The organism is Methanoregula sp. (genome assembly GCF_041663825.1).
Taxonomy (GTDB): Archaea; Halobacteriota; Methanomicrobia; order Methanomicrobiales; family Methanospirillaceae; genus Methanoregula.
This window is the reverse complement of the sequence record NZ_JBAYLY010000017.1, coordinates 1-20,874: the sequence shown is the minus strand read 5'-3', so window position 1 is coordinate 20,874 and position 20,874 is coordinate 1. Positions and strand designations below refer to the sequence as shown.

18 protein-coding genes and 1 pseudogene are annotated in these 20,874 nt (G+C 52.8%); 5 read left to right on the top strand and 14 right to left on the bottom strand.

What is annotated here, in order from left to right; translation table 11 throughout:
* Positions 1–157: 157 nt before the first annotated feature.
* Complete coding sequence (locus WCX19_RS08890) at positions 158–754, bottom strand: peptidylprolyl isomerase (protein ID WP_373007265.1); 597 nt, start codon at positions 752–754, stop codon at positions 158–160.
* 93 nt (positions 755–847) lie between these two features.
* On the opposite strand from WCX19_RS08890, the gene WCX19_RS08885 reads away from it, so the two are divergent.
* Entirely contained in the window at positions 848–1,954 is a 1,107-nt protein-coding gene (locus WCX19_RS08885) for a hypothetical protein (RefSeq protein WP_373007263.1), read from the top strand.
* A gap of 105 nt (positions 1,955–2,059) precedes the next feature.
* Entirely contained in the window at positions 2,060–2,953 is an 894-nt protein-coding gene (gene nifB, locus WCX19_RS08880; RefSeq protein ID WP_373007261.1) for a nitrogenase cofactor biosynthesis protein NifB, read from the top strand.
* A 180-nt stretch (positions 2,954–3,133) separates the two neighbouring features.
* Here nifB and WCX19_RS08875 read toward each other — a convergent pair whose 3' ends face one another.
* Together WCX19_RS08875 and WCX19_RS08870 are read right to left on the bottom strand one after the other, a co-directional pair.
* A complete protein-coding gene (locus WCX19_RS08875) occupies positions 3,134–3,622 on the bottom strand; it encodes a hypothetical protein (RefSeq protein WP_373007259.1) in 489 nt (162 codons plus the stop codon).
* 37 nt (positions 3,623–3,659) lie between these two features.
* Positions 3,660–3,989, bottom strand: coding sequence for a hypothetical protein (locus WCX19_RS08870; RefSeq protein ID WP_373007258.1), 330 nt, complete (start codon positions 3,987–3,989; stop codon positions 3,660–3,662).
* Between the two features lie 166 nt (positions 3,990–4,155).
* Here WCX19_RS08870 and WCX19_RS08865 point away from each other — a divergent pair, with 166 nt between their 5' ends.
* Positions 4,156–5,007 carry a DNA-3-methyladenine glycosylase gene (locus tag WCX19_RS08865; protein ID WP_373007256.1) on the top strand — a complete coding sequence of 284 codons (852 nt, stop codon included), beginning with the start codon at positions 4,156–4,158 and terminating at the stop codon, positions 5,005–5,007.
* Positions 5,008–5,048: 41 nt separating this feature from the next.
* Here WCX19_RS08865 and WCX19_RS08860 read toward each other — a convergent pair whose 3' ends face one another.
* Positions 5,049–6,275 (bottom strand): adenosylhomocysteinase, encoded by a 1,227-nt coding sequence (locus WCX19_RS08860; RefSeq protein ID WP_373007254.1) that lies wholly within the window; start codon positions 6,273–6,275, stop codon positions 5,049–5,051.
* A gap of 152 nt (positions 6,276–6,427) precedes the next feature.
* Here WCX19_RS08860 and hisF point away from each other — a divergent pair, with 152 nt between their 5' ends.
* Positions 6,428–7,234, top strand: coding sequence for an imidazole glycerol phosphate synthase subunit HisF (gene hisF / locus WCX19_RS08855; protein WP_373007252.1), 807 nt, complete (start codon positions 6,428–6,430; stop codon positions 7,232–7,234).
* On the opposite strand, the gene pheT is transcribed toward hisF, so the two are convergent.
* The 10 genes from pheT to WCX19_RS08805 form a co-directional block, all read right to left on the bottom strand.
* Complete coding sequence (gene pheT / locus WCX19_RS08850) at positions 7,176–8,831, bottom strand: phenylalanine--tRNA ligase subunit beta (protein ID WP_373007250.1); 1,656 nt, start codon at positions 8,829–8,831, stop codon at positions 7,176–7,178. The genes hisF and pheT overlap by 59 nt on opposite strands.
* 1 nt (position 8,832) lies before the next feature.
* Complete coding sequence (locus WCX19_RS08845; protein ID WP_373007248.1) at positions 8,833–10,290, bottom strand: phenylalanine--tRNA ligase subunit alpha; 1,458 nt, start codon at positions 10,288–10,290, stop codon at positions 8,833–8,835.
* Between the two features lie 6 nt (positions 10,291–10,296).
* Positions 10,297–11,553, bottom strand: a complete 1,257-nt coding sequence (locus WCX19_RS08840) for a tryptophan--tRNA ligase (RefSeq protein ID WP_373007246.1) — start codon at positions 11,551–11,553, stop codon at positions 10,297–10,299.
* A 20-nt stretch (positions 11,554–11,573) separates the two neighbouring features.
* A complete protein-coding gene (gene endA / locus WCX19_RS08835) occupies positions 11,574–12,557 on the bottom strand; it encodes a tRNA-intron lyase (protein ID WP_373007244.1) in 984 nt (327 codons plus the stop codon).
* Between the two features lie 331 nt (positions 12,558–12,888).
* On the bottom strand, positions 12,889–13,713 hold the full coding sequence (locus tag WCX19_RS08830; protein ID WP_373007242.1) for a deoxyribonuclease IV: 825 nt from the start codon (positions 13,711–13,713) through the stop codon (positions 12,889–12,891).
* Positions 13,714–13,840: 127 nt separating this feature from the next.
* Positions 13,841–14,722: a hypothetical protein gene (locus WCX19_RS08825; protein ID WP_373007240.1), complete on the bottom strand. Its 882-nt coding sequence runs from the start codon at positions 14,720–14,722 to the stop codon at positions 13,841–13,843.
* 445 nt (positions 14,723–15,167) lie between these two features.
* Positions 15,168–16,541 carry a phosphoglucosamine mutase gene (gene glmM / locus WCX19_RS08820; RefSeq protein ID WP_373007238.1) on the bottom strand — a complete coding sequence of 458 codons (1,374 nt, stop codon included), beginning with the start codon at positions 16,539–16,541 and terminating at the stop codon, positions 15,168–15,170.
* A gap of 30 nt (positions 16,542–16,571) precedes the next feature.
* A complete protein-coding gene (gene mobB, locus WCX19_RS08815; RefSeq protein WP_373007236.1) occupies positions 16,572–16,982 on the bottom strand; it encodes a molybdopterin-guanine dinucleotide biosynthesis protein B in 411 nt (136 codons plus the stop codon).
* A 3-nt stretch (positions 16,983–16,985) separates the two neighbouring features.
* Positions 16,986–17,801 (bottom strand): DUF5806 family protein, encoded by an 816-nt coding sequence (locus tag WCX19_RS08810; protein ID WP_373007234.1) that lies wholly within the window; start codon positions 17,799–17,801, stop codon positions 16,986–16,988.
* Positions 17,802–18,769: 968 nt separating this feature from the next.
* A complete protein-coding gene (locus WCX19_RS08805) occupies positions 18,770–19,114 on the bottom strand; it encodes a helix-turn-helix domain-containing protein (RefSeq protein ID WP_373007232.1) in 345 nt (114 codons plus the stop codon).
* Positions 19,115–19,242: 128 nt separating this feature from the next.
* On the opposite strand from WCX19_RS08805, the pseudogene WCX19_RS08800 reads away from it, so the two are divergent.
* Positions 19,243–20,249: pseudogene (locus tag WCX19_RS08800) on the top strand (transposase).
* Positions 20,250–20,874 lie beyond the last annotated feature (625 nt).

Below are 20,874 nucleotides of genomic sequence, written 5' to 3'. Positions count from 1 at the left end.
GTCCCGATCTTCCGGCATTCCCCAGATGGGACACAGGTTACAGGGATGCCGTCATGCGCCGGGAGGGCCGAACGGAAATATCCAGAACATGAGCCGGGGATTCTGGAAAAAAAGTCTGGCCTTGTTGTTAAGGATAAGACTTAATTTAAAAAAAAGTTCAGGAGGTTGCCGTCGCAGTGCTGCCGGAACTTCCCTTCTTGATGGAGGTAACCTGAATATCAAAGGTAAGGTTCTGACCAACAAGTGGGCTATTAGCATCCACTGCTACTCCCGCATCGGTAACGTTGAGTACGACAACTGGGATTACACTTCCAGTAGTGCTACGGAAATAGGCTTTTTCACCAGGATATATTGGCTCGTTTGTCTGGAACAGACTTTTAGGGACAATTTCTACAAGATCCGGGTTATAAATATAAGCTTGGTCAGCGGGAATTGTCACCGTCTTTTTCTCATTCTGTTTCATCCCGCGCACCGCGGTATCAACACCGGGAAGCACTTGGCCGCTCCCGACTGTGAATGTAAGAGGGGAAGTGTTGACATTGGTTTGATAGACCGTCTTATTGTCGAACATAAGGGTATACGTAACATTCACCGTATCTCCCGCTTCAGCCACGGTAAACGGGTTGAATACCACAAGATAGGCCGCCGCGCAGATAACGACAATTGCAACGATGGCCACAACTCCCACCAGTTTGTACTGCCGCTTCTTTGCAGCTACTTTTTCCTTGCCTTTGAGTTTCTCTGATTTCTTCATAGTGCTCATATCTAGAATTTGCCGGTAAACAATATACCCTTGCCTTTCGATGTACAGTACAGACTTGACCGGACGAATACCGGGAGGAAGAGCGTGGAAAAAGAAGACACCACAGCACCATCAGGTGCGATATCGACCTTAAATAAGATAATCCGGGCGGAAATCACCGAGGAAAAGGAGCGCCAGCAGCGCCTGTACGCCTCGGGTACCTCGGGGAGGGTCACTCTCATTATCCTCGGCGTGGCCGTCCTTATCAATATCATCTACTTCTTCAGGAGCCCGGACTACCCGCTGATCCTCATCACGGCGAGTTTCTTCCTGTTTATGTTTTATTTTATCACCCTGCTCATCCCCCGCACCATAAAACGCTCCCAGACCCCGCAAAACGAGATCCGCCAATATGTTGCCGGCCTCAAAGAGACGGGATTTATCAGGAGCACCACCCGGTTTACCCGCATCTTTCTCAACGCATTCTTTATCAACTGCCGCCCGCTCTTTTACGGGTTCTCCCTTATCTTCACTCTCGACATCATCCTTGTCCTGGTACTGCATGGCAATGGGACACTCTCATCCTCCCACACCGGGATCGTGCTCTTCCAGTCCGCTGCCATCATCGTCTTTTATTTCCTGGTCTGGAAACTGGAGCCGTATTCAACGGAATTTTTCACTGATGTATCGGGGGTAAAAGACCACCTGATCAAAAGAAACATCCCGGGATCGGTCGTCTCGTTTCTCTTTCTCGTGGGAACAGCCCTTGCCCTCATCTGTATTATCTCGACCATCATCCTTCTTCCGGGGGTAACGGTAAACAACGTCCTCTCGGTCTCGGAGTTCGATGAGATTGGGCACCTTGTCATCGCAGTTGCGACAGCCCTTGTGCCGCTCTATTTTATCTTCAGGTATATCCACGGGATCACCAGCCGCGATCTCTTAATTAAATTCTCGCAGAACAAAGCCGAACGCCTTCTCCAGCAGGCAGAACTCACAAAAGGGACTGGTGCAGACGAATCGGCCCCGGGTGCCGTGAAGGTCTCGGAGGAGACCCTGTACAAAGCAACAGAACTCCTGCTGGAAGCCCAGATCTACCAGGTCGAGAAAAAGACCATATTCGGTACGTTCCCGGTGTATATCGTCAATCCTGACTTTTCAAGAGTATTTACCCGCAGGGACTTCTCTCGCAAAAAGGACGACACCGGATAACCCCTGCTGCACGAAAAATCCGATCGGATCCGGGGCCATTTCCGATACGACTACCCCGATTGTACTTTATTTATACCTGAAGAACGCATTTTAAAAGTAGAGCCTATGTCCGACGAACTACCGACCGCTGACGTCGCAGGGAAAAAAGTCCAGTGGGATCCTGCGCAGATGCGAAAAATACAGGAGCACCCCTGCTTTTCCGAGAAGGCGTGCCATTCATTCGGACGCTGTCACATCCCCGTCGCGCCGAAATGCAATATCCAGTGCAACTACTGTATCCGGGATTTTGACTGCGTTAACGAGAGCAGGCCCGGGGTGACCACCCAGGTGCTGAATCCTGAAGAAGCCATGGACATGGTAAAAAAAGTCGTCAAAAAATATGATTACATCAAGGTTGTCGGCATTGCAGGGCCCGGCGATCCGCTGGCAAACGAAGAGACCTTTGAGACGCTCAAAAGACTCCACGAGGAGTACCCGGGCGTCATCAAGTGTATCAGCACAAACGGTCTCCTCCTGCCGGACAAGATCGACCTGCTCCAGAAGTATGACGTCGGCAATATCACGGTCACGCTCAACGCGATCGACCCGGCAATCGGGGCAAAGATCTACCAGTTCGTCGATTACAAGGGCAAACGGTATACGGGAATCGAAGCGGCAAAACTTCTCCTCTCGCAGCAGTTAAAGGGTATTGAGATGGCCGTGGAACGGCATATGATCGTCAAGGTAAACACGGTCTATATCCCGGGCATCAACGAGGATCATATCGTGGATATCGCAAAGAAGGTCGGCGAGATGGGCGTCTATACCTTCAACCTCATCCCGCTGATCGCCCAGTACAAGTTCGCCGACATTATCCCACCCACACCCGAGATGAAAAAGAAGATGCAGGACGCCTGCTCGAAGTATGTCAAGCAGATGCGGCACTGCCAGCGCTGCCGTGCCGATGCCATCGGCAAACTTGGCCACGATGTGCAGTCGTGCATGTATAAACACGAATAATCACTCTTTTTAAAATCCGGATACGGTCGGGAGGCCGGAACATCTTAAAAAAAGTCACCGTGAGAGGACACGATTGACCGTATTTGTCCGGGCTTACGAGGGTACTCTGACAGGGTGCTCCCTTCAGGATGTCGTCTCAAAAAAGGTTTGGATTGGATAAACCACCGGAACCGCCATGTACTATCGGGTGAGCCCCAGCGTGGGATAAGCGGACTTCTGCGGGCTGACACTCTGGAGAATCCGGTCCAGTTCCCCAACCACAGTCTTGAGCGACGGGGGCATGGCGGTTTCCGCAGCAGTCACCGTCTTGCCATGATAACTGATCGTATACGTCATCAGGTCTGCACTGCTGTGAGGAGCCGAATAGTTGGTCTGGAGCTGCCAGAACTGGGTCTGGTTAAACAGCGCAGAAATGAGTGCAATATCGGTTTCATTCAGGGCTATCACGGCACTGGTGGACCGCCCGGAGACGACCGCCACCCCGTTATCAAAGATCACGAGACGGTCATTGACACCGGCGATACCCCCGGCCCGGTGATAATCGACAAATACCGCCGGGGGTGCCGTCTTGTTGTCGGCGGGGATCCCGGTACCGAGGCACCCGGCACCCGCCAGTACAAGAGCGAGGATTAAAACCGAAATGATCGGCAGAAATTTTATACGTATCACTCCGAAGGGTACCGTCATCTTCGCGGTTTATCTCAGGTTACAGCTGCAAGACATCCGCTTTTTTAGCTTTTGCCGCGGTTTTGCGCTCAGGGAGGACATCTTCGAGCGCTCCCATGAGACTGTTCATCTTATCGTTGTTAAAGATCGCCCGGAATGCCGCAAGCTCGGCGGCGTTCATGATCATGATTCCCTTCTTTTTCATGGGAAGGCCGTTCTCATTGAGGGGATTGATATCGATCGCAAGGGAGGCAGGGCGGTTTTTCATGGCAGGCAGCCGGATGATGGAGACGCCGGCAAGCGAGGTTGCTTTACGTTCCCAGTCGCCGCCTTCTTCGATAAATGTCTTGAGGGTTTCAGTTAATTCCATGAAAAGAACTGATAATTTATATATTAAAAGTCTATCCGTTCCTTTTTTGGCCTGCCTGAAAAAATGTTGCACGATATCCTTAACAGTAAACCTAGGAGTTCACGTCAGTCCCCGGGCCATATTCTAAAAAGTTCAAACGCAGATATCTGACAGGATAAAACAGATCATGCCTCGGATCATACTTCACCCGGACCAGCCGTTCTCCCTTGACCAGACACTCGGGTGCGGGCAGGTCTTCCGCTGGGATCGCGGGAGCGATGGCTGGTGGTGCGGGATTGTCGGGAACCGGGTGATCCGATGCCGACAGGAGGGCACGACCCTCGTGTTCGAAGGCGCGGATGAGGCATTTATCCGGCACTATTTCTCGCTTGACCTTGACCTTGAAAAAATCCTTGACGCAATCGACCGCGACCCGTTCATCCACGGGGCAATCGAACGGTGCAGGGGCCTGCGCCTCGTCCGGCAGCCCCCGTGGGAATGTCTCTGTTCCTATATCTGCGCGACAAATTCCAATATCCCGATGATCCGGCGCCGGATCGCGACCATCGCGCAGCAGTTCGGCGATGAGGTCAGGTGCGGAAAAATGGCGTACTTCTCGTTTCCCGATCCGGCAAAACTCTCCTGTTCCGGGGGGAACGCGGATCTTGCCATCTGCAAACTGGGCTACCGCACGCCCTACGTGTTCAACACCGCCTGCGATGTTGCGGCAAAAAAAGAGTGGGCTGAGGAGATCGCGGCACTGCCGTACGAGGATGCCCGCCGACAGATGATGAAGTTCTCCGGTATCGGGCCAAAGGCGGCGGACTGCGTCCTGCTCTTCGCGTTCCAGAAATACGAATCATTCCCGGTCGATGTCTGGATCCGGCGGATCATGCGGGATCATTACATCACGACGCTTTCAAACGATTCTGCGCTGACCGGCTGGGAGTACGACACGATACGGAGGTTCGCAAGGAAGCATTTCGGGGAATACTCCGGGTACGCGCAGGAATATCTCTACGCGGCCCGGGAAGGATAAAACAAGGATCTAAAAAAAGCGAGATCTGGAGACACGGGAATTTATGTCCCGATATCCCAGCTGCACTGGTATTTTTTCTGGGCGGCACTCAGCTCGTCGATGGAAAGGCCAAGCGATGCGAGCTTGAGACGGGCAACCTGCTCGTCGATCTCATTGGGGACTTCGTAGACTCCGCCCTTGAGGGATGAACCGTGTTCTGCGATGTACCGGGTGCAGAGCGCCTGGAGCGCGAAACTTAAGTCCATGACCTCGATGGGGTGACCCATACCCTTTGGTGTGGCAAGGTTCACAAGCCGGCCTTCGGCAAGCACGTGAACCGGTTTTCCCTTAAGGAAATAGGTGACAATCCCGTCGCGCTCGACGGTCGAGTCCGCGTGTTTTTCAAGCCACGCGACGTCGATCTCGACATTGAAGTGACCGGCGTTTGCAAGGATCGCTCCTGCCTTAAGTTTCCCGAACTGGTTCTTCCCGATCACGCTCGTGTTACCCGTTGTCGTGACAAAGATGTCGCCGATCTCTGCTGCCTGATCCATGGTCATGACATGGTAGCCGTCCATATGTGCCTCAAGGGCACGGCGCGGGTCGACTTCGGTGACAACGACTTTTGCGCCAAGACCATGTGCCTTCTTTGCCAGGCCACGCCCGCAGAACCCATACCCGGCCACGACGAAATACTTGCCGGCGATAAGCGCGTTCGTGGTGATCATGATCGATGAGAGCACGCTCTCCCCGGTCCCGTGCACGTTGTCAAAGAACCGCTTCATCGGGGTGTCGTTGACCGCGACGACCGGGAACTCGAGTTTCTTCTCGGCCGCCATCGCACGGAGCCGGTGGATACCGGTCGTAGTTTCTTCGCAGCCGCCGATCACTTTCTTTAAGAGTTCGCGCCTTTTTGTGTGCAGGTAGTGGATGAGATCCATCCCATCGTCGATGGTAATGGACGGTGCAGCGTCGAGCACCTGCTCGATTGCCGCGTAATACTCTTCGACCGTGCAGCCGCGTTTTGCAAAGCAGTGCACATTCTTGACATGGTTCAATGCTTCAGCCACATCGTCCTGCGTGGAGAGTGGGTTGCACCCGGTGATGTAGACCTTTGCCCCACCGGCGGCGAGCGTCTGGACGAGGTTTGCGGTCTTTGCCTCGACATGGAGGGCCATGCCAATCGTCATGCCCTTGAAGGGCTTATCCTTCTCGAACTGCTTTTTAATCGAGGCAAGCACCGGCATGTACTGTGCCGCCCAGTCAATTTTCAGTTTCCCGGTACTCATAAAAAACTCCTTTTTTGCACCCGCCCGTGGCAGGCGTCAGTTTGCTACGTACCCATTCATTAGGGCGACCAATGCACATAAACTTCCCCGCGTGGAGCGGCAGGAGTCAGTCAGATAGGTAAATAGCCTTTGCAGGAGAAAACAGGAATGAAATGGTGCTCACGCGACGGATCATCCCCTGCCTCGACTTAAAGGATGGCAGGGTCGTAAAAGGGACAAATTTCCTGGGGCTCCGGGACGCCGGCGACCCGGTGGAATTGGCCGAGCGCTACAACGAACAGGGAGCAGATGAGGTCGTATTTCTGGATATCACCGCCTCAAAAGAGAAACGCGGCATTATCATCGACCTGATCCAGCGTGCGGCAGACCGGCTCTTCCTGCCGCTCACAGTCGGGGGCGGCCTGAAGTCACTCGAAGATATCCAGCAGATCCTCCGGGCCGGCGCCGACAAGGTGAGCCTGAATACGAGCGCCGTGCACGACCCGACCCTGATCACGAAAGGCGCGGAGTCCTTCGGGACGCAATGCATCGTGGTCGCGATGGACGTCCGCCGGAACTTCACGGAAAATGCAGCCGCGATCCCGGTCACCCTCGCCGATGGCCGCACCTGCTGGTATGAGGTCGTGATCTACGGCGGGAGCAAGCCGACCGGCATCAACGCGGTGCGCTGGGCAAAAGAGGCAGAGGAGCGCGGCGCCGGGGAGATCCTCTTAACGAGCATGGAGACCGACGGGACGAAAAACGGGTTTGATCTCGCGATCACCCGGGCGATCTCGGAATCGGCAAATATCCCGGTGATCGCAAGCGGCGGTGTCGGGACACTCGAACATTTCTACGATGGGTTTACCAAAGGAAAAGCAGACGCCTGCCTTGCGGCAAGCGTCTTTCACTACGGCAAATTTACTGTCCGAGACGTAAAAGAGTATCTTTCGAAGCGGGATATCCCGGTACGGCTCTGAGATCGAGCTCGAACGCTGCGACCGGGTGTTCCAGTTCAAACGCGGTGAGAACGGCGGGATGAATCTCGCCGAACACGCCGACTTTTTTCCCGTTAACGATAATATCGGCTCTCCTGCCATCGATAAACGCATCGTCTTTTGATTCTTCCACCGTGTAACTGATGCCAAGTTCCCGGAGCATCGCATCCACATGGGCGTAGGCCTCCGAGAAATCCGCTGTCGGGTGGGTGCTCGCCGCTGCAAGCTGCTGCGTGGTCAGGAGATCTGCCACAACATCGCCGGTCGCAAAGATCCGCTGCGGCAGCTCGCGGTGCCGGTTGACCTGGAGCATCTCTAAAAGGAGCGGCAGGATATCGGTACGGACGACCGTGTACTCCTCGCTTATCGGGTGCATGAGGTGCAGCACATGCGGCGAGCGGGGGCGCCGTAGGTAATCGGAGAGCACCCGTTCATTGGTGAGCGTGAACGGCATCATCTCCAGGTACCCGATCCCCGAGAGGATCGTGCGTGCCTGGTCGGCGACTGTGTTTGCCATATGCTCCTTCCCGATAGAGAAGGTCGGAGGGATCTGGACGTCAAAGTTCTCGTACCCGTAGGCAATGGCGACATCCTCGAAGAGGTCCCAGTCGTGCATGATATCGGCCCGGAAACAGGGGACCTGCACTTTCACCCGGTCACTCCCGACCGGCTGGGCGCCAAACCGCATCTTTTCCAGGAGCGCTGCCATCTGCGGGGCGGTCAGTTCGAGACCGACAAGCTCGCAGCACTCACGGACGCTCACGGTGCGTTCCGTGGGAGCGAGGCTGGGAGTCGCGACGCCGTTTATCTCAACGCTCTCGATGGTCGCACCGGCTTCTGCCATCGCGGTGCAGATGATGTTTGCCGCGACATTGACCGCACGCTGGTCGGTACCGGTCACATCGAGGAGGATGTTCTTTGTCTTCGTCGTCACCCGGGTCCGCTCGCCGTTGATAATCGGCGGGAACGAGCAGACATGATCTTCGTCATCGGTGATCAGAGGGAAGAGCGGGAAATCCTTCACGATCTTCGCATAGTCCTTTCCCTTCGGGTGCTCGGTAAGGATGCCATCGAGCGTGAGTTCTTTGGTGAAATCGAGCGGAACAAACTTCCTGCTCCGTGGCGAGGCAGTGTAATGGAACGGGGGCGTTATCGTGTCGAGGTCGTGAATACCGATGGCGACCTTACTCCGACCCCGTCCGACCGCCCAGTGCAGCGCTTCCTGGAGCGTCATGACCGAGAGGATCGATTCGTCGTCAAAGGAGACATTCCGTATGATCGCAGAACCGAGGCAGGGCCGGATACCGGCGAGCTTCGGGTCGATGGTGAACTTTATCCCGGAAGGTTTTACCGAGTACTTCGGGAGACCGGTTTCGATCCCGAGAAATCCCCGCATCGCACGGGCAGCGCCTTCAACCGAGAAGAGATCGGGACGGTTGGGGAAGAACTCAACGTCCACGTGATCCTCCTCGATCCGTTCGATCTCGGAGCCGATCATAGGGATACGCTTGAGAATCGTCTCCTTGTCGGTCCCGGTGAGCCGTTCGAGATACTTGTAGGAAAGGCTGATGATTGCCATGTTACGCTTTCCTCCCGACTTTTACCGGGGCATGGACCGGGCTGTTCCTGATCCATTCGAGGTCGCTCTGGTATAACTGGCGGAGATCTTTGAGGCCGAGCCGGAACATCGCGACCCGGCTCACGCCAAGACCCCATGCGAGCACAGGATAGGTAACCCCCCACGGTGCGGTGACTTCCTGCCGGAAGACGCCGGCCCCGCCCATCTCGACCCAGCCAAGGCCGTCGACATAGATCTCAGGCTCGACCGAGGGCTCTGTGTACGGGAAGAACCCGGGCCGAAACCGCACGTCCTCAAAGCCCATCCGCTGGTAGAACTCCTTTAAGAACCCCAAGAGGTGGCGGAAGGTGACGCCCTTGTCCATCACGATCCCTTCGAGCTGCTCGAACTCGGGCGTATGGGTGGGGTCGATTGCTTCGCGGCGGTATACCCGGCCGATGCAGAACGCCTTGACCGGGGGCTCCGGGTGGTTGACGAGATACTGGATGGAAAGACTCGTCGTATGGGTCCGGAGCACGCACTGCTTTGCCTTATTGGGGTTCCACTTCCCACCCCAGCCGGTGGAAGAGGTTTCCCCGCCATGCTCGTGCATATCGCGGAGGAGTTCCCAGCCTTCGGGGAGCGGCGCTTCCTCCATGAGATAAAAGGTGTCCTGCATCTCACGGGCCGGGTGGTCCTGGGGCTGGAAGAGCGCGTCGAAGTTCCAGAACGCGCTCTGGACGATCCCGCCGTGCATCTCGGTAAAGCCCATCTCTAACAGGATCTGGCGCATCTCGTCAATGAGCCGCTGGTACGGGTGGGATTTTCCCGGGTAGACGGTCTTTGGCAGCTTGTGGATGTCGTACTTCCGCAGGCTCGCGTTCTTCCATGACCCGGAGAGGATCTGGTCATGGGTGAGGGTGCCGATCTCTTCTGTGAGGTTAAAACCATGTGCTGCGAGCGTTGCACCGGCGGGAGTGAGCGCAACCGTGTAACTGACGGCCTCGGTTTCGGTGAGCAGTTTGCGCTTGATAAGTTCCTTTGCCCGGGCACCGGCTGCCCTGGGATCTGCAAGCGCAGTTTCATCGTCAGTGGTGGATGCTCCCGGCGCTTTGGTCACGGTGCCATCACTAACGGTGATCAGCCCTTTTTTCCTGAGCTGGCCAAAGCCAATTTTGAACGCCGGAGATTTCTGGAGTTCTGCAAGAGAGATACCTGCGTCTCCTATTGCCCGGAGCAACTGCGTTTCAGGGAGACCCGCAGCCCGGTATGTGGTTCCTTCCTCCGTATATGCATATGATTTATTGACAATGCGTTCGAGCTTCACGAACCCGTTGTCCATCGCGAGGTGAGCCCACTGGACAACCGCCTCGGGGGTCGCATCCATCGCTGCTGCGACCTGCGGGACTTCAACAGACTTTGTTTCGGTCTTTGCAAGCGCGGCAAGCAGCCTCTTCTCGTTTAACGTCAGTTCCGCCATCTGCTCTCACACCTCGATTGTCTCTGCTGCCACGTCCATCTTCTCCTTGAAATCTGCGAGGAACGTCATCACCCGTTCCGCTGTCTCCTTCTTGCACTGCCCGCAGGTGATCTCTCCCGCCTTGCACTTCCGGTGGAGCTCCGCCAGTTGTGCATCGTCGGTCACCATGTGGAACATGTTGAGGAGATAGAGCGTGCACTTCTCCGGTTCGCCGCCGAGTCTCTTCTGCTCCTCAAGCGTCATCCTGCCGCCGGTGAGGGCGCTCATCACTTTCTTTCGTACCGCTGCCTCGGGCTCGTAGAACGAGATGAGGCTCTCCGGGATACTTGACGACATCTTGCCACCGGTCAATCCCGGGAGGAAAATATGGTAGGTCGAAGAGGGAGTATAGAACCCGTATCCTCCGCAGGCCCGCTCGATCTCACGCACCCGTGAACTCACATCGGCGCATTCGGCCCCCTTAATATCCACGTGGCCCTCGTATTTCTTCGCGTGGGGAAACGCCTTTTTCACCGCTTCAAGCGCTTCCTCGGGGGCGTTCTTCGAGCGCACGCTGATGAGCCCTTCACGTTCCTCGACCGTGAACATCCGGAACTGGTGGGCGATCCCCCGGGTGAGCCGGATATGGGGGTCCTGGTCGATCCCCACCGGCACAAGCGTCGGGGCCGGCTCCCGGTCGATCTGCGGATACAGGATATCGGCCACCTGCGTGATCACGCTGTCCGCGTGGGCGAGCGCTGTATCAGGGCCAAACCCGTAGATCGCCGATAGTTCGGAGAAATTGACTTTCGTCGCCGCTTCAAACGCAAGATCCTTGAGCCGCTCGTTCTTGCTCTGGAAGTAGGTCTGCCCTTCAAAACCGAGGGCAAAAAGGCAGGAGAGGTACTCTTTCCCGAACTCCCGGCACTTCTCCCAGGAGAGGCCCCTGACCGCGTGTGCTTCCCTGTCGGCAATCGTGATATACCCGTTTGCTCCCTGCTGCGTGTGCCAGACCACTTCCCGCATGAGCATCAGGTGCCCGAGATGCGGGTGACCGCTTGGCATAAACCCGGTCAGGAGATGAAACGGCGTGTGGTTCCTGATCGCACGGGCAATCGGGAGGTAATCCCGCTGGCCGACCACGATTCCCCGGCGCATGAAATACGGGATCACGGGGAGCTCTTTTAAGACCGGCGCTATCGGGTCGATGCCGAACTCGGCAAATGTCTTCTCGACGTCAAGGGAGGGGGTGCTTGACCAGGGATTGCACTGCGGTTCTGTCATGATGGAAACGCTCTCAATTATTATAACTTGATCCGCGCAAATTCGACGAACTGGATACCGGTAGTATGTACGCAGCCAAATAACATCTTCTTTTTGACGCTGTGCGCCATCCTGACCGACCGCGAGATCACGCTCATGGGCATGACCGCTTCTTTCTCAATTGCATGTACCAAAAGGTCGGAGTGGACGTTCTTCCCACAGTAGACACGGAAGTGGTGGCCGAACTTGTAGCCGGTCCGGGGGGTGAAATCGTGCCGGCGCAGTTCAGCATACACCTTGCTCTTTTCCGCGAGTTCCGGGTCGGAATCCGAAGCAAACGCAAAATATTCTTTGGGGGTGATTTTGGTGCCATCCTTTTCTGCATGGAGGATACCGGCATCCATCAGGTACAGGAGTTCGACGGGCGAGACCATGAGCCGTTCGTCATCGAGACGCTTCCCAAAGCCGGCCTTTTCGAGATCCGATTGGGGCGGCACCCGGACCATCGCGGACTTCCCGACAAGGATCGCTTCTGCCGGGGCGATTGCCGGGAGGGGGAGCGGGGAATCCTCCAGTTTCTGGAGCTTGATCTCGTAATAGGTCAGTTCTTCTTCGTCGTCAACCACGGCAAGGACATACTGCTTGCGCATGTTCCGTGAAGTGACCACTTCTTCAATTAACTTGGTAAAACGGATCGGGTCACGCTCCGAGAGGACGCGGACAAGGTAGAGCGACTCTCCCGTGCCCGGTTTTTCACCACGCCGGAAGACCCGGTAATCATGGGGCCCGGTCTGGACGACATATCCCCGCTCGCGCAGGTCGCGGTATACAAGGAAACTGCGCAGGAAATTGCGCTGGTCGGCACATTTTGCAAGGAGCGTATCGAAGGTATAACCCGGGACCTCGATCTTCTGGCGGTGGAGGAGATACAGGGCTTCCTGCGGCGCGAGCCGTATGTATTCTCCCTCGGGGCGCCCGTACCCGCTCTGGTCGTAGAGCGTCCTCCCGTCCCTCCCGGTCAGCACTGAAGTGCCGTCAAATGTCGCTTTCGTGCAGGAACTATTGGGAGTATACTATAATAAGGACGTGGGAGAATGGCGGGCCGCGCGAACCAGCTCACGGGGAAGAGTTGGCCCGGGTAAAATCCCGAAGAAATAAACGGTAATTCATAGGGATTCTACTTGTCCGGGACAATAGGTTTATGGCCCGGAAAAGCCAAAATTCCTCGCCACATTGTATTCTATACGTATGACCTTCGTGCACGTCCCCCGGATCAATACCCTTTCCGGAAGATGAAAGTGTTACGATAGAGATGCATTGGTCTCCCGTTTAGGGATCATACCCATACCTGTTTTTTTATGCCGCAAGTTCGCGCACTTTCCGGATATTGCCCCGGTCATCACGCCGTTCGTCAACAGGTGTTTCACAGACCAGCGGAAGGCGTGCAAAGACCGGGTTATGGAGGATGCGCCGGAACCCGTCTTCTCCGATGAACCCCATGCCGATATGTTCGTGCCGGTCAAGCCCGCTCCCGAGATCGCCCTTGGTGTCGTTGAGGTGGATCACTTTAAGCCGTGAAAGACCCACCTGTTCGTCGAACTGCGCGAGGGTTGCGGCGAGTCCCTCTTCGGTGCGCAGCTCGTAGCCGGCGGCGAACGCGTGGCAGGTATCAAAGCAGATGCCGATCCGTTCGGGCTGTGACAGCCCGGCAAGGATGGCTCCGATATGCTCGAAACTGCTGCCGACGCTGTTCTTTTCCCCGGCTGTGTTTTCAAGGAGCAGCATGGTCTTTGCATCGGAGGATTCGAGTGCCAGATTCACCGCTTTTATCACCCGGGCCCTGCCGCCGGCCATACCGTCCCCGAGGTGGTGGCCGAGATGGGTGACAAGGTACGGGATACCCAGACATCCGCACCGGTCAAGTTCTGCCGTAAGAGTCTGGACGGACTTCTCATAAATCTCGGGTTTTGGCGAGGCAAGATTCGGGAGGTAGGGCATGTGGTCAACCGGGAGAAGACCGGTGGTGGCGCACTTCTTTTTATAGAGGGCACCGTCGTCATCGGAGAGCGGCTTGTACCCCCAGCCCCGGGGGTTTCGGGTGAACTGCTGGAAGACATCGCAGCCGGCGTCCTTTGCCCGGTCGACAGCGAGATCGAGTGAACCAGCGATCGAGACATGCACGCCGACTCTTACCTGTGTGATGGTTGATCACCATCCGGAACGGGAATCATGTGTGTATCAGGTAAGCATTGCAGCGAACCGGTACATGGAGATTGTGATCGTACCGGTCGGTTACTAAAAAAGGAAGTTAGTTCCTGCGCCGGTGCATGGCAAAGGAAGCGATACCAACGCCGAGAATCCCGAGCGCGGCAAACGGCAGGGCTGCTTTCCGGGTTGTTGTGGCAGATGCCTGGACAGATGCACCCGCTCCTGCTGGAGAGGTGACTGTTGTTGTCCCGAATGTCGTTGTCACCTTCATCCCAATGGGGGGAACCACGTGGACAATATAATCAGAGACCGGCTGCACCCCTCCGATAAGACCGGCATACTTGGGACACGTATCCGACAATGCCTCACCTTTCACGAAACTGATATTAACGCTTGAGGCATCGTTCCTGCCGTTGAAAAAGAGCGACTGTCCGGGGAGGAGTGTTTTTTGTGCAACGGTCATCTTCCCGCTCGTGACCGTCACGTTCGAGGTTGTGGCCGTGCAGGTCGTCCCGGTGCAGGCAGAACAGTTTGGTGCTGTTATTTCGGTGACCGTGTAATCTCCGATGAGCACGGTCGGGAGGCTCCCGATATCGCCGATCTCATCGGTCGCATCGTCTGCACTGGCACCGGAGCCGTACAGTTTCGCAAGCGAAATCCAGGTCCCGCCCGTGCCGCCAAGGCTCACCGCGACTGCCTGATCTCCTTTGGCAAAGACAGAGAGCGCGGCCGGATCCGGGAGGGTACCGGTGAGCGTTGAGGCATTCAGCGGCGTCCACGAACAGACCGGGGCGGACGTGCCCGAGCCATAGTCGCAGCCGTACTGCGAAGGGCCTGACAGGGTGAGGGTATTATTCGCAGAAGATACATCCGCCACGGTTCCTCTGACCGTTACCTGCAGGATAACGGCGCTCGCCGGGATCGCACAGGCAAACAGGAAAAGCAGGGCGGCACACAGGGTTAGATACGGGACTTTTTTCATGGTTACCACATCATATCGATGAGTTGTAATGGCTTCATCGACCCGGCGTCTTAAAAATCCTGTACATTTCATTTCCCGTTTTGTAAAAACCAGTACGCCCTGTAGTTCTCTAATTTTGAAAACCCGTAATAGCCATTACCGGAACGGAGCGAGATAACACCGGAAGATCTGTATATAGGATGCAGGCACCCCCTATGCCCTCCTCGAAAATACTTTAGAGGACTTCGATTAGCTAACAAAAATGCAGGATTTACTAAAATATCTACGACGGAAAAATTATTTGCAGATCGTACAAAAAGAGAGTTTTTCGAAATCATCTTTATTCATTCTCTGTGGGGGGGATTGAGATGAATAAATCCTACGTTGGCGGGAGAAAAAAATGAAACCGTGACCGGGGAACTGCCAGCAAGATCCCGGTATCTTGAACCGGGAGGAATCAGGCCGGTCAGGATAATGTCTGGAGAATTTCGTATACTGAATTTTTCATTTCCTGATATAGGGCAGAACCCGCTTTTTTATCGTTGGCATCCACCATGATGCGTATGAGTGGTTCCGTGCCGGATGCCCGGATTAACGCCCATGTATTTTGCCGTTTAATTTTTAGGCCGTCAGTACAATCAATATTTTCCTGTGCATATCGTTTATTGAGCAGTTCAATGAGACGTGATCCGTGCGGTGTTGCAATTTTTTCTTTTATCATATGCCGCTCTGGTAACTGCGCGACAAGTAATGAGAGACGCTGGCCGGTCGTAGCGAGAAGTGAGACCATCGTGGCGGCGGTCATTCCCCCGTCGCGGCAGAACTGATGCTTCGGGAAGATCAGACCGCCATTTCCCTCTCCACCAAATACGACCAGTTTACCCCCGGCAATCAGTTCCCGCATGGTACGGGCGACATAGATGCTCCCGACCGGGGTATACTGGACAGTACATCCTTCCTTGTTGGCGATCAGTTCAACCACCTGGGATGTACTGACCGGTGTAACAATGGTGCCTTTCGCGTTCCTGCAGATATGCTGCGTGATTAAAGAAAATTCCTTGTTTTCTTCTATGAAGGATCCGTTCTCATCAATAAATACCGCACGGTCTGCATCACCATCATGGGCAACACCAAATGCCGCTTTGCTTGCAACAACCAGTGCTGCCAGTCCTTTTAGACCATCAGGGGATGGCTCCGGTAAGCGTCCGGGAAAGGTCCCGTCCATAATCCCGTTGATGGTGATAACCCGACATCCCAGTGCCTGCAGAATTGCCGGTGTTGTCTGGCAGGCCGGGCCGGACCCGGGATCAACGACAACCGTCATGCCATTCCCGGGTTTTTCCGGGAACTGGCCGGCAATCGACTGGATATATTCCTCGATAAGGTGTGGTGCTGCGATCTCAGTTCCGACCCGATCCCAGGGTTTAGTTGGAAGGGACTTGTCTGATAACTGTTCTTCGAGCCGGATGGTTTCTTCATCTCCCATCTCAGTACCATCAGGTTCGATAATTTTAACGCCATTATATTCGGGAGGATTGTGAGAGGCCGTGATCATTGCCCCCCCATCGTAGTGCTCTTTTACGATATACTGGAGGGCCGGTGTTGGGAGTATTCCGCAATCGACAACATCACATCCTGTGGCAAGAAGTCCTGCCTTGAGTGCATCGGCTAGAGTCGGACCGGAGGTCCGTGTGTCCATTCCCACTGCGATGTGCCCCGGTCTCATCGTGCCAAGCGCCTGGCCAATACGGAGCGCAAGTTCCGGAGTGATTTCTTTTCCAATAACTCCCCGGACGCCGTTTGTTCCAAACAGCCGTTTCTGCATTTTTTTTATTTTCATCTTTGTTAAGATCCTTCTGGTTTTTTTGGTTTAATAATCTTCGAACAGGAATAATGAGGAGATAACCTGCTCAACTGTTGGGTTCCGCAAGACACAGGTGTCACTGGGAAGATCCCCTATGATGATCTTCGCGAAATTTCGTTGTTTGAACCCTTCGAGTACGGCAAAATCTACGCCATCATTTTTGAAAAACCGGAGCATCTCGTCGAGATTGTCTGTATGAATAGCAATCACGGATTTATGGGAATCAATTCCTGCTGATATATCGGCCCCGTTTTCAAAAAATATTGTTGTATCTTTTCCCTCATCCAGCAGGTATTCGTGCTCTCCCAGATGTTTTATTACCCCGACACGTCCTCGTGATTTAAGCAACAGGATGAGGTTCTGGATAAATGTGGTCTTTCCGGTGTTTGCCCGCCCGGAAACCTGGATGATTTTCATAATTTATATCCCGTCCTCCTGGGTATTGTGTACTGTATCATCACGAGATGACTTATTTTCACTGGATCCGGGTGTATCTGTTAATGGAACGTCTATTGTGACCGGGGGGTGATCTTTTGTGATTTCCACATCTGGTGTATTTTCCTGCGTGATTTCATGAGAGGGCCATGTCTTATTTGATCCTGTCTCCAGCGGAATATCAGGATTGTTAACTAAGGGGGCTATTAGGTTTTCGTCGAGGAGGTGATTTGACTTAGGGGAAGGATGGTCTCCCGTGTCTTTTGTCTTTGCGTCTGCTTTCAGGACCGTTTCATCCTCTTCCCGTGTTCTGAGTATGGTCTTTGCAGACTCTCCCACGCTTCTCATCACACGGGTGATCCGGTCTTCGATATCGATCTCCTCATCAATGTCGAGAGTTGTCCCTTCGACTTCTAAGAGAAAACGTGAGATCTCGCTTGCCTCAAAAAGGAGATCGTCAAGTTCATCCGTGGTAAAAAACCCGCACATCGCCCCGTAGAAAAAGGTGGCACTTGCTTTTCGTACCTTTTTCTTGAATGAATGACGTGCCTGGTTTACAGCCTGTGGGGAGTACTGCTCTTCCATAAATGGGACAAGTTCCGGGAGATGCTTCCCTATGAAGGTCATCTCGGCGCCCCCGGATGTGCGGAAATCTGTGCATAACCGTGCAAGAGCCCATTCACGGGCTGTTATATAGGTGCGTTTACGCAGGAACTGGTTAACCTTCCGGTATGTCGCGCCGTCAACTTTTTTAAATTTTTTGTACTTATTGATCTCCTGTTGAATAATCGAGTCGTCCATCGTAGATCCTCCCGTGTTTTTTTCTGTCAATCCCCGATTAATGACGTTTCTCTCGTTCGGTTCATTATTAGATCCTCTCATATATAGCGATATGCGGTTTATACGGGGTTGAAACGAATAAATATTATTTTTTATTGTTAATGCTAAGGCAGGGAGAATTTACAAAAACATGTATGGTGCCGGTTCCTTCCTCTTCTGTGAATTCAACAAAAAATCACTAATACCCATTTATGATCCGGGTAATTTTGAAACAAAATTCGTAGCAATTGGTATTTTTTATTGAGGGAATGGGAGATACTTACGATCTTTTTGTTTTATCAGAACGTAAAAGCAGCCAGGTAATCGATCTCTCGGATTATAATACCTACATGATCTGTTCCCCTCTTACAAGTGCATTACCAAGGGACCCGATGAGAACGAGATCTATGATGAGAATGAGAACAGATCAAGTAAATATCTGAAACTAGGGTGATATTCCTGCGAAACCATAACTACCTGGAAATACGGGACGATATCGTCCCTTTTGATCGTCTCCGGTTAAAAGTTTCAATTGCCTTTTTGAAAAAAGAGATCTCAACTGGCTTTTGCTGTAATAATAACGGTCGATGGAATAATCGTTCAACCGCCGAAAATCATGGCTAAGATAAAATTACATGGCTTACGAGCCTGGCAATATCCAATTAAAAGAGGATAATAAGCCCAACTATTTAGATCCGGAACGATAAACGATTTAATCCGATAACAATTGCAGTTGGATAATTTTTTTGCAGCCCTAATCTATTTGTGGAAATCAACGGACGTAGAATATAGTATAATTCCGCGCATTCCCCTTTTATCAACATTCGGAAGAACATGCGCCCGATTCCGGTTCTGTACGGTCATTCTGTTTTAATTTTTCTTGTGGTTATGGCGATATAATTTTCTGGTACTGTTCCAGCCATCAATCCAGCCGAATTTTATCTATTTAATTAGGGTGCCCTGTTATCTTCCCCCATTATATCCCGGATGTACAGTTTCATCTTTGAACCTGGTGTTGTATTGGGTGCCATGGGAACAACGGTATCCTCCTGACGTATACTTTCAGTGATTCCCGTGTCTTCCCTGTTTATTACCTGCTTGGCATTTTTGGGTTGTATGTTGCTGTTCTGTACTAAGAATGTTTCCAGTGCCGAACGAGGGATGCGCCAAGCTCGATAGGAAATTTTTGTTCCTGCAAGTTTTCCGGTGCGGAGCCAGTGGTGCACAGTTTTCTGATGGACGCCAAGAATCTCTGCCACTTCTTTTGGTGTTAGAAACTGAGTATCCATGGTCATGGTATGTTACCAATAGTTCCCTTTACAAACATAAATAGTTCATTCCCGATACATCCTGTTAGTATCTAGGACTTACGCACTTGATTCCGACCGAAAGATCTAAGAACTAAGAAGACCCATTGAGGGTAATACAAACCCGGAATGGAGATCGAACGAGCGTGAATCCCCCGAAATGTACGAGCAACGATTTTGTCAACTTTCTCATATCGACGTATCAAACATGCACATGCTTGGAAGCATCTCGGTGCTTGCCAAACGAATCAGAACCAATCGCCCATGATTCCGTCAAGCGGTTATTAGAGAGGCAGCCTCACCACACGGAGGCGCTGTATAACGAAGCAAAACGGATGGTGGTGCATGACACAGGTGTACTGGTAATTGACGACAGCACCTTGGACAACCCCTATTCTCATTAGATCGACATGGTAACCCGGCACTGGAGTGGGAAGTACCACCGGGTCGTTCAGGGGATCAACCTGATATCGACGATCTGGACTGATGGAACAGCGATTGTCCTTGCTGATTTTCGGGTCTATTATCCTGAGAAAGATGGAAAGAACAAAACGACCCTTTTAGGGATATGATCCGGGCAGCTGATGAACGAAAGTTTCAACTAGATTGCGTTCTCTTTGATTCATGGTATTCGAGTATCGACAACCTGAAACTGATTCGGTCTCTGAAATGGCACGGGTGTACTCGCCTCAAATCCAACAGGTTGGTGGATCCGGATCATACATATAATCGTCAAATCTCGGAGATTGACATACCTCCTGAAGGTAGAGTTGTTCACCTGCGCCAATATGATTCCATCAAGGTTTTCAGAATTGTTCATTCGGATGGAGATGCTGAACACTGGGCAACTGATATCCTCGATTCATCAGAACCCGACAGAAAATCATTCAAAGATCTCGGGTGGAACATCGAAGTATACCACCGTGGCATCAAGCCGTGTTGCGGCATCGAGAGATGCCAGGGACGCAAAGAAATCGTTCAGCGAGGTCACATTTTTCTTTTATTGCTGGCTTTTCTTCGGCTGGAAACTCAGCGGTTGCATACGGGTATCAGTTGGTACGAATCGAAACGCTCGATTCATCGAATGGCAACTTCCCTCTTTATCGCTCAACTGGGTTTCTAATCTGATTCCTTTTTTCATGTGTTATGACGGGTGTTTCTCGATTAAGACCAATTCAACCGCGTAACTCATAAGTATCAATAAGTGGTATCGTTTGGGAAATTCCTCTTTTTGCAAAGTGGGATTACACTCTGTAATAGTGGGATGGAAAAGGTATGGATGTAAACCAGGGCTCTTCTTTTTGTAATCTCTATTTAGTATCCGAATTATTTTCGGTTTTTGCATACCGAGAAACATCTTGATGACCTCCTGCATTTTTTCTTTTCGTTATGTGGGGGTACTCAAGTCCCGCTCTCAAAATTATTATTCCATTTAAGATTTTCTTGCCGCTTCCCGTATGTATGATATCGACAGTGATCTCAATTGCAACTCCAAATTGTGCAGGGGAAGTTTGCAACTTCTTTATTGATACCCGTTATATCTTCAGGTAAAAATCGTCATTTAGTGTATAGCATCATACGGTTTATGATATATCGAAATTCTGGCTCTGTTGAAACCCTAAGTGTAGAGTGCCAGAGTTTCTGTCCTCATATAGTGACAGTATTTATGTCCGCTTTCAAGAGCACCGAACCGGTGCTTGCGGGTGAAAGCGACAATGGAAATCAGGACGAAATCGGTCGTATTCTAT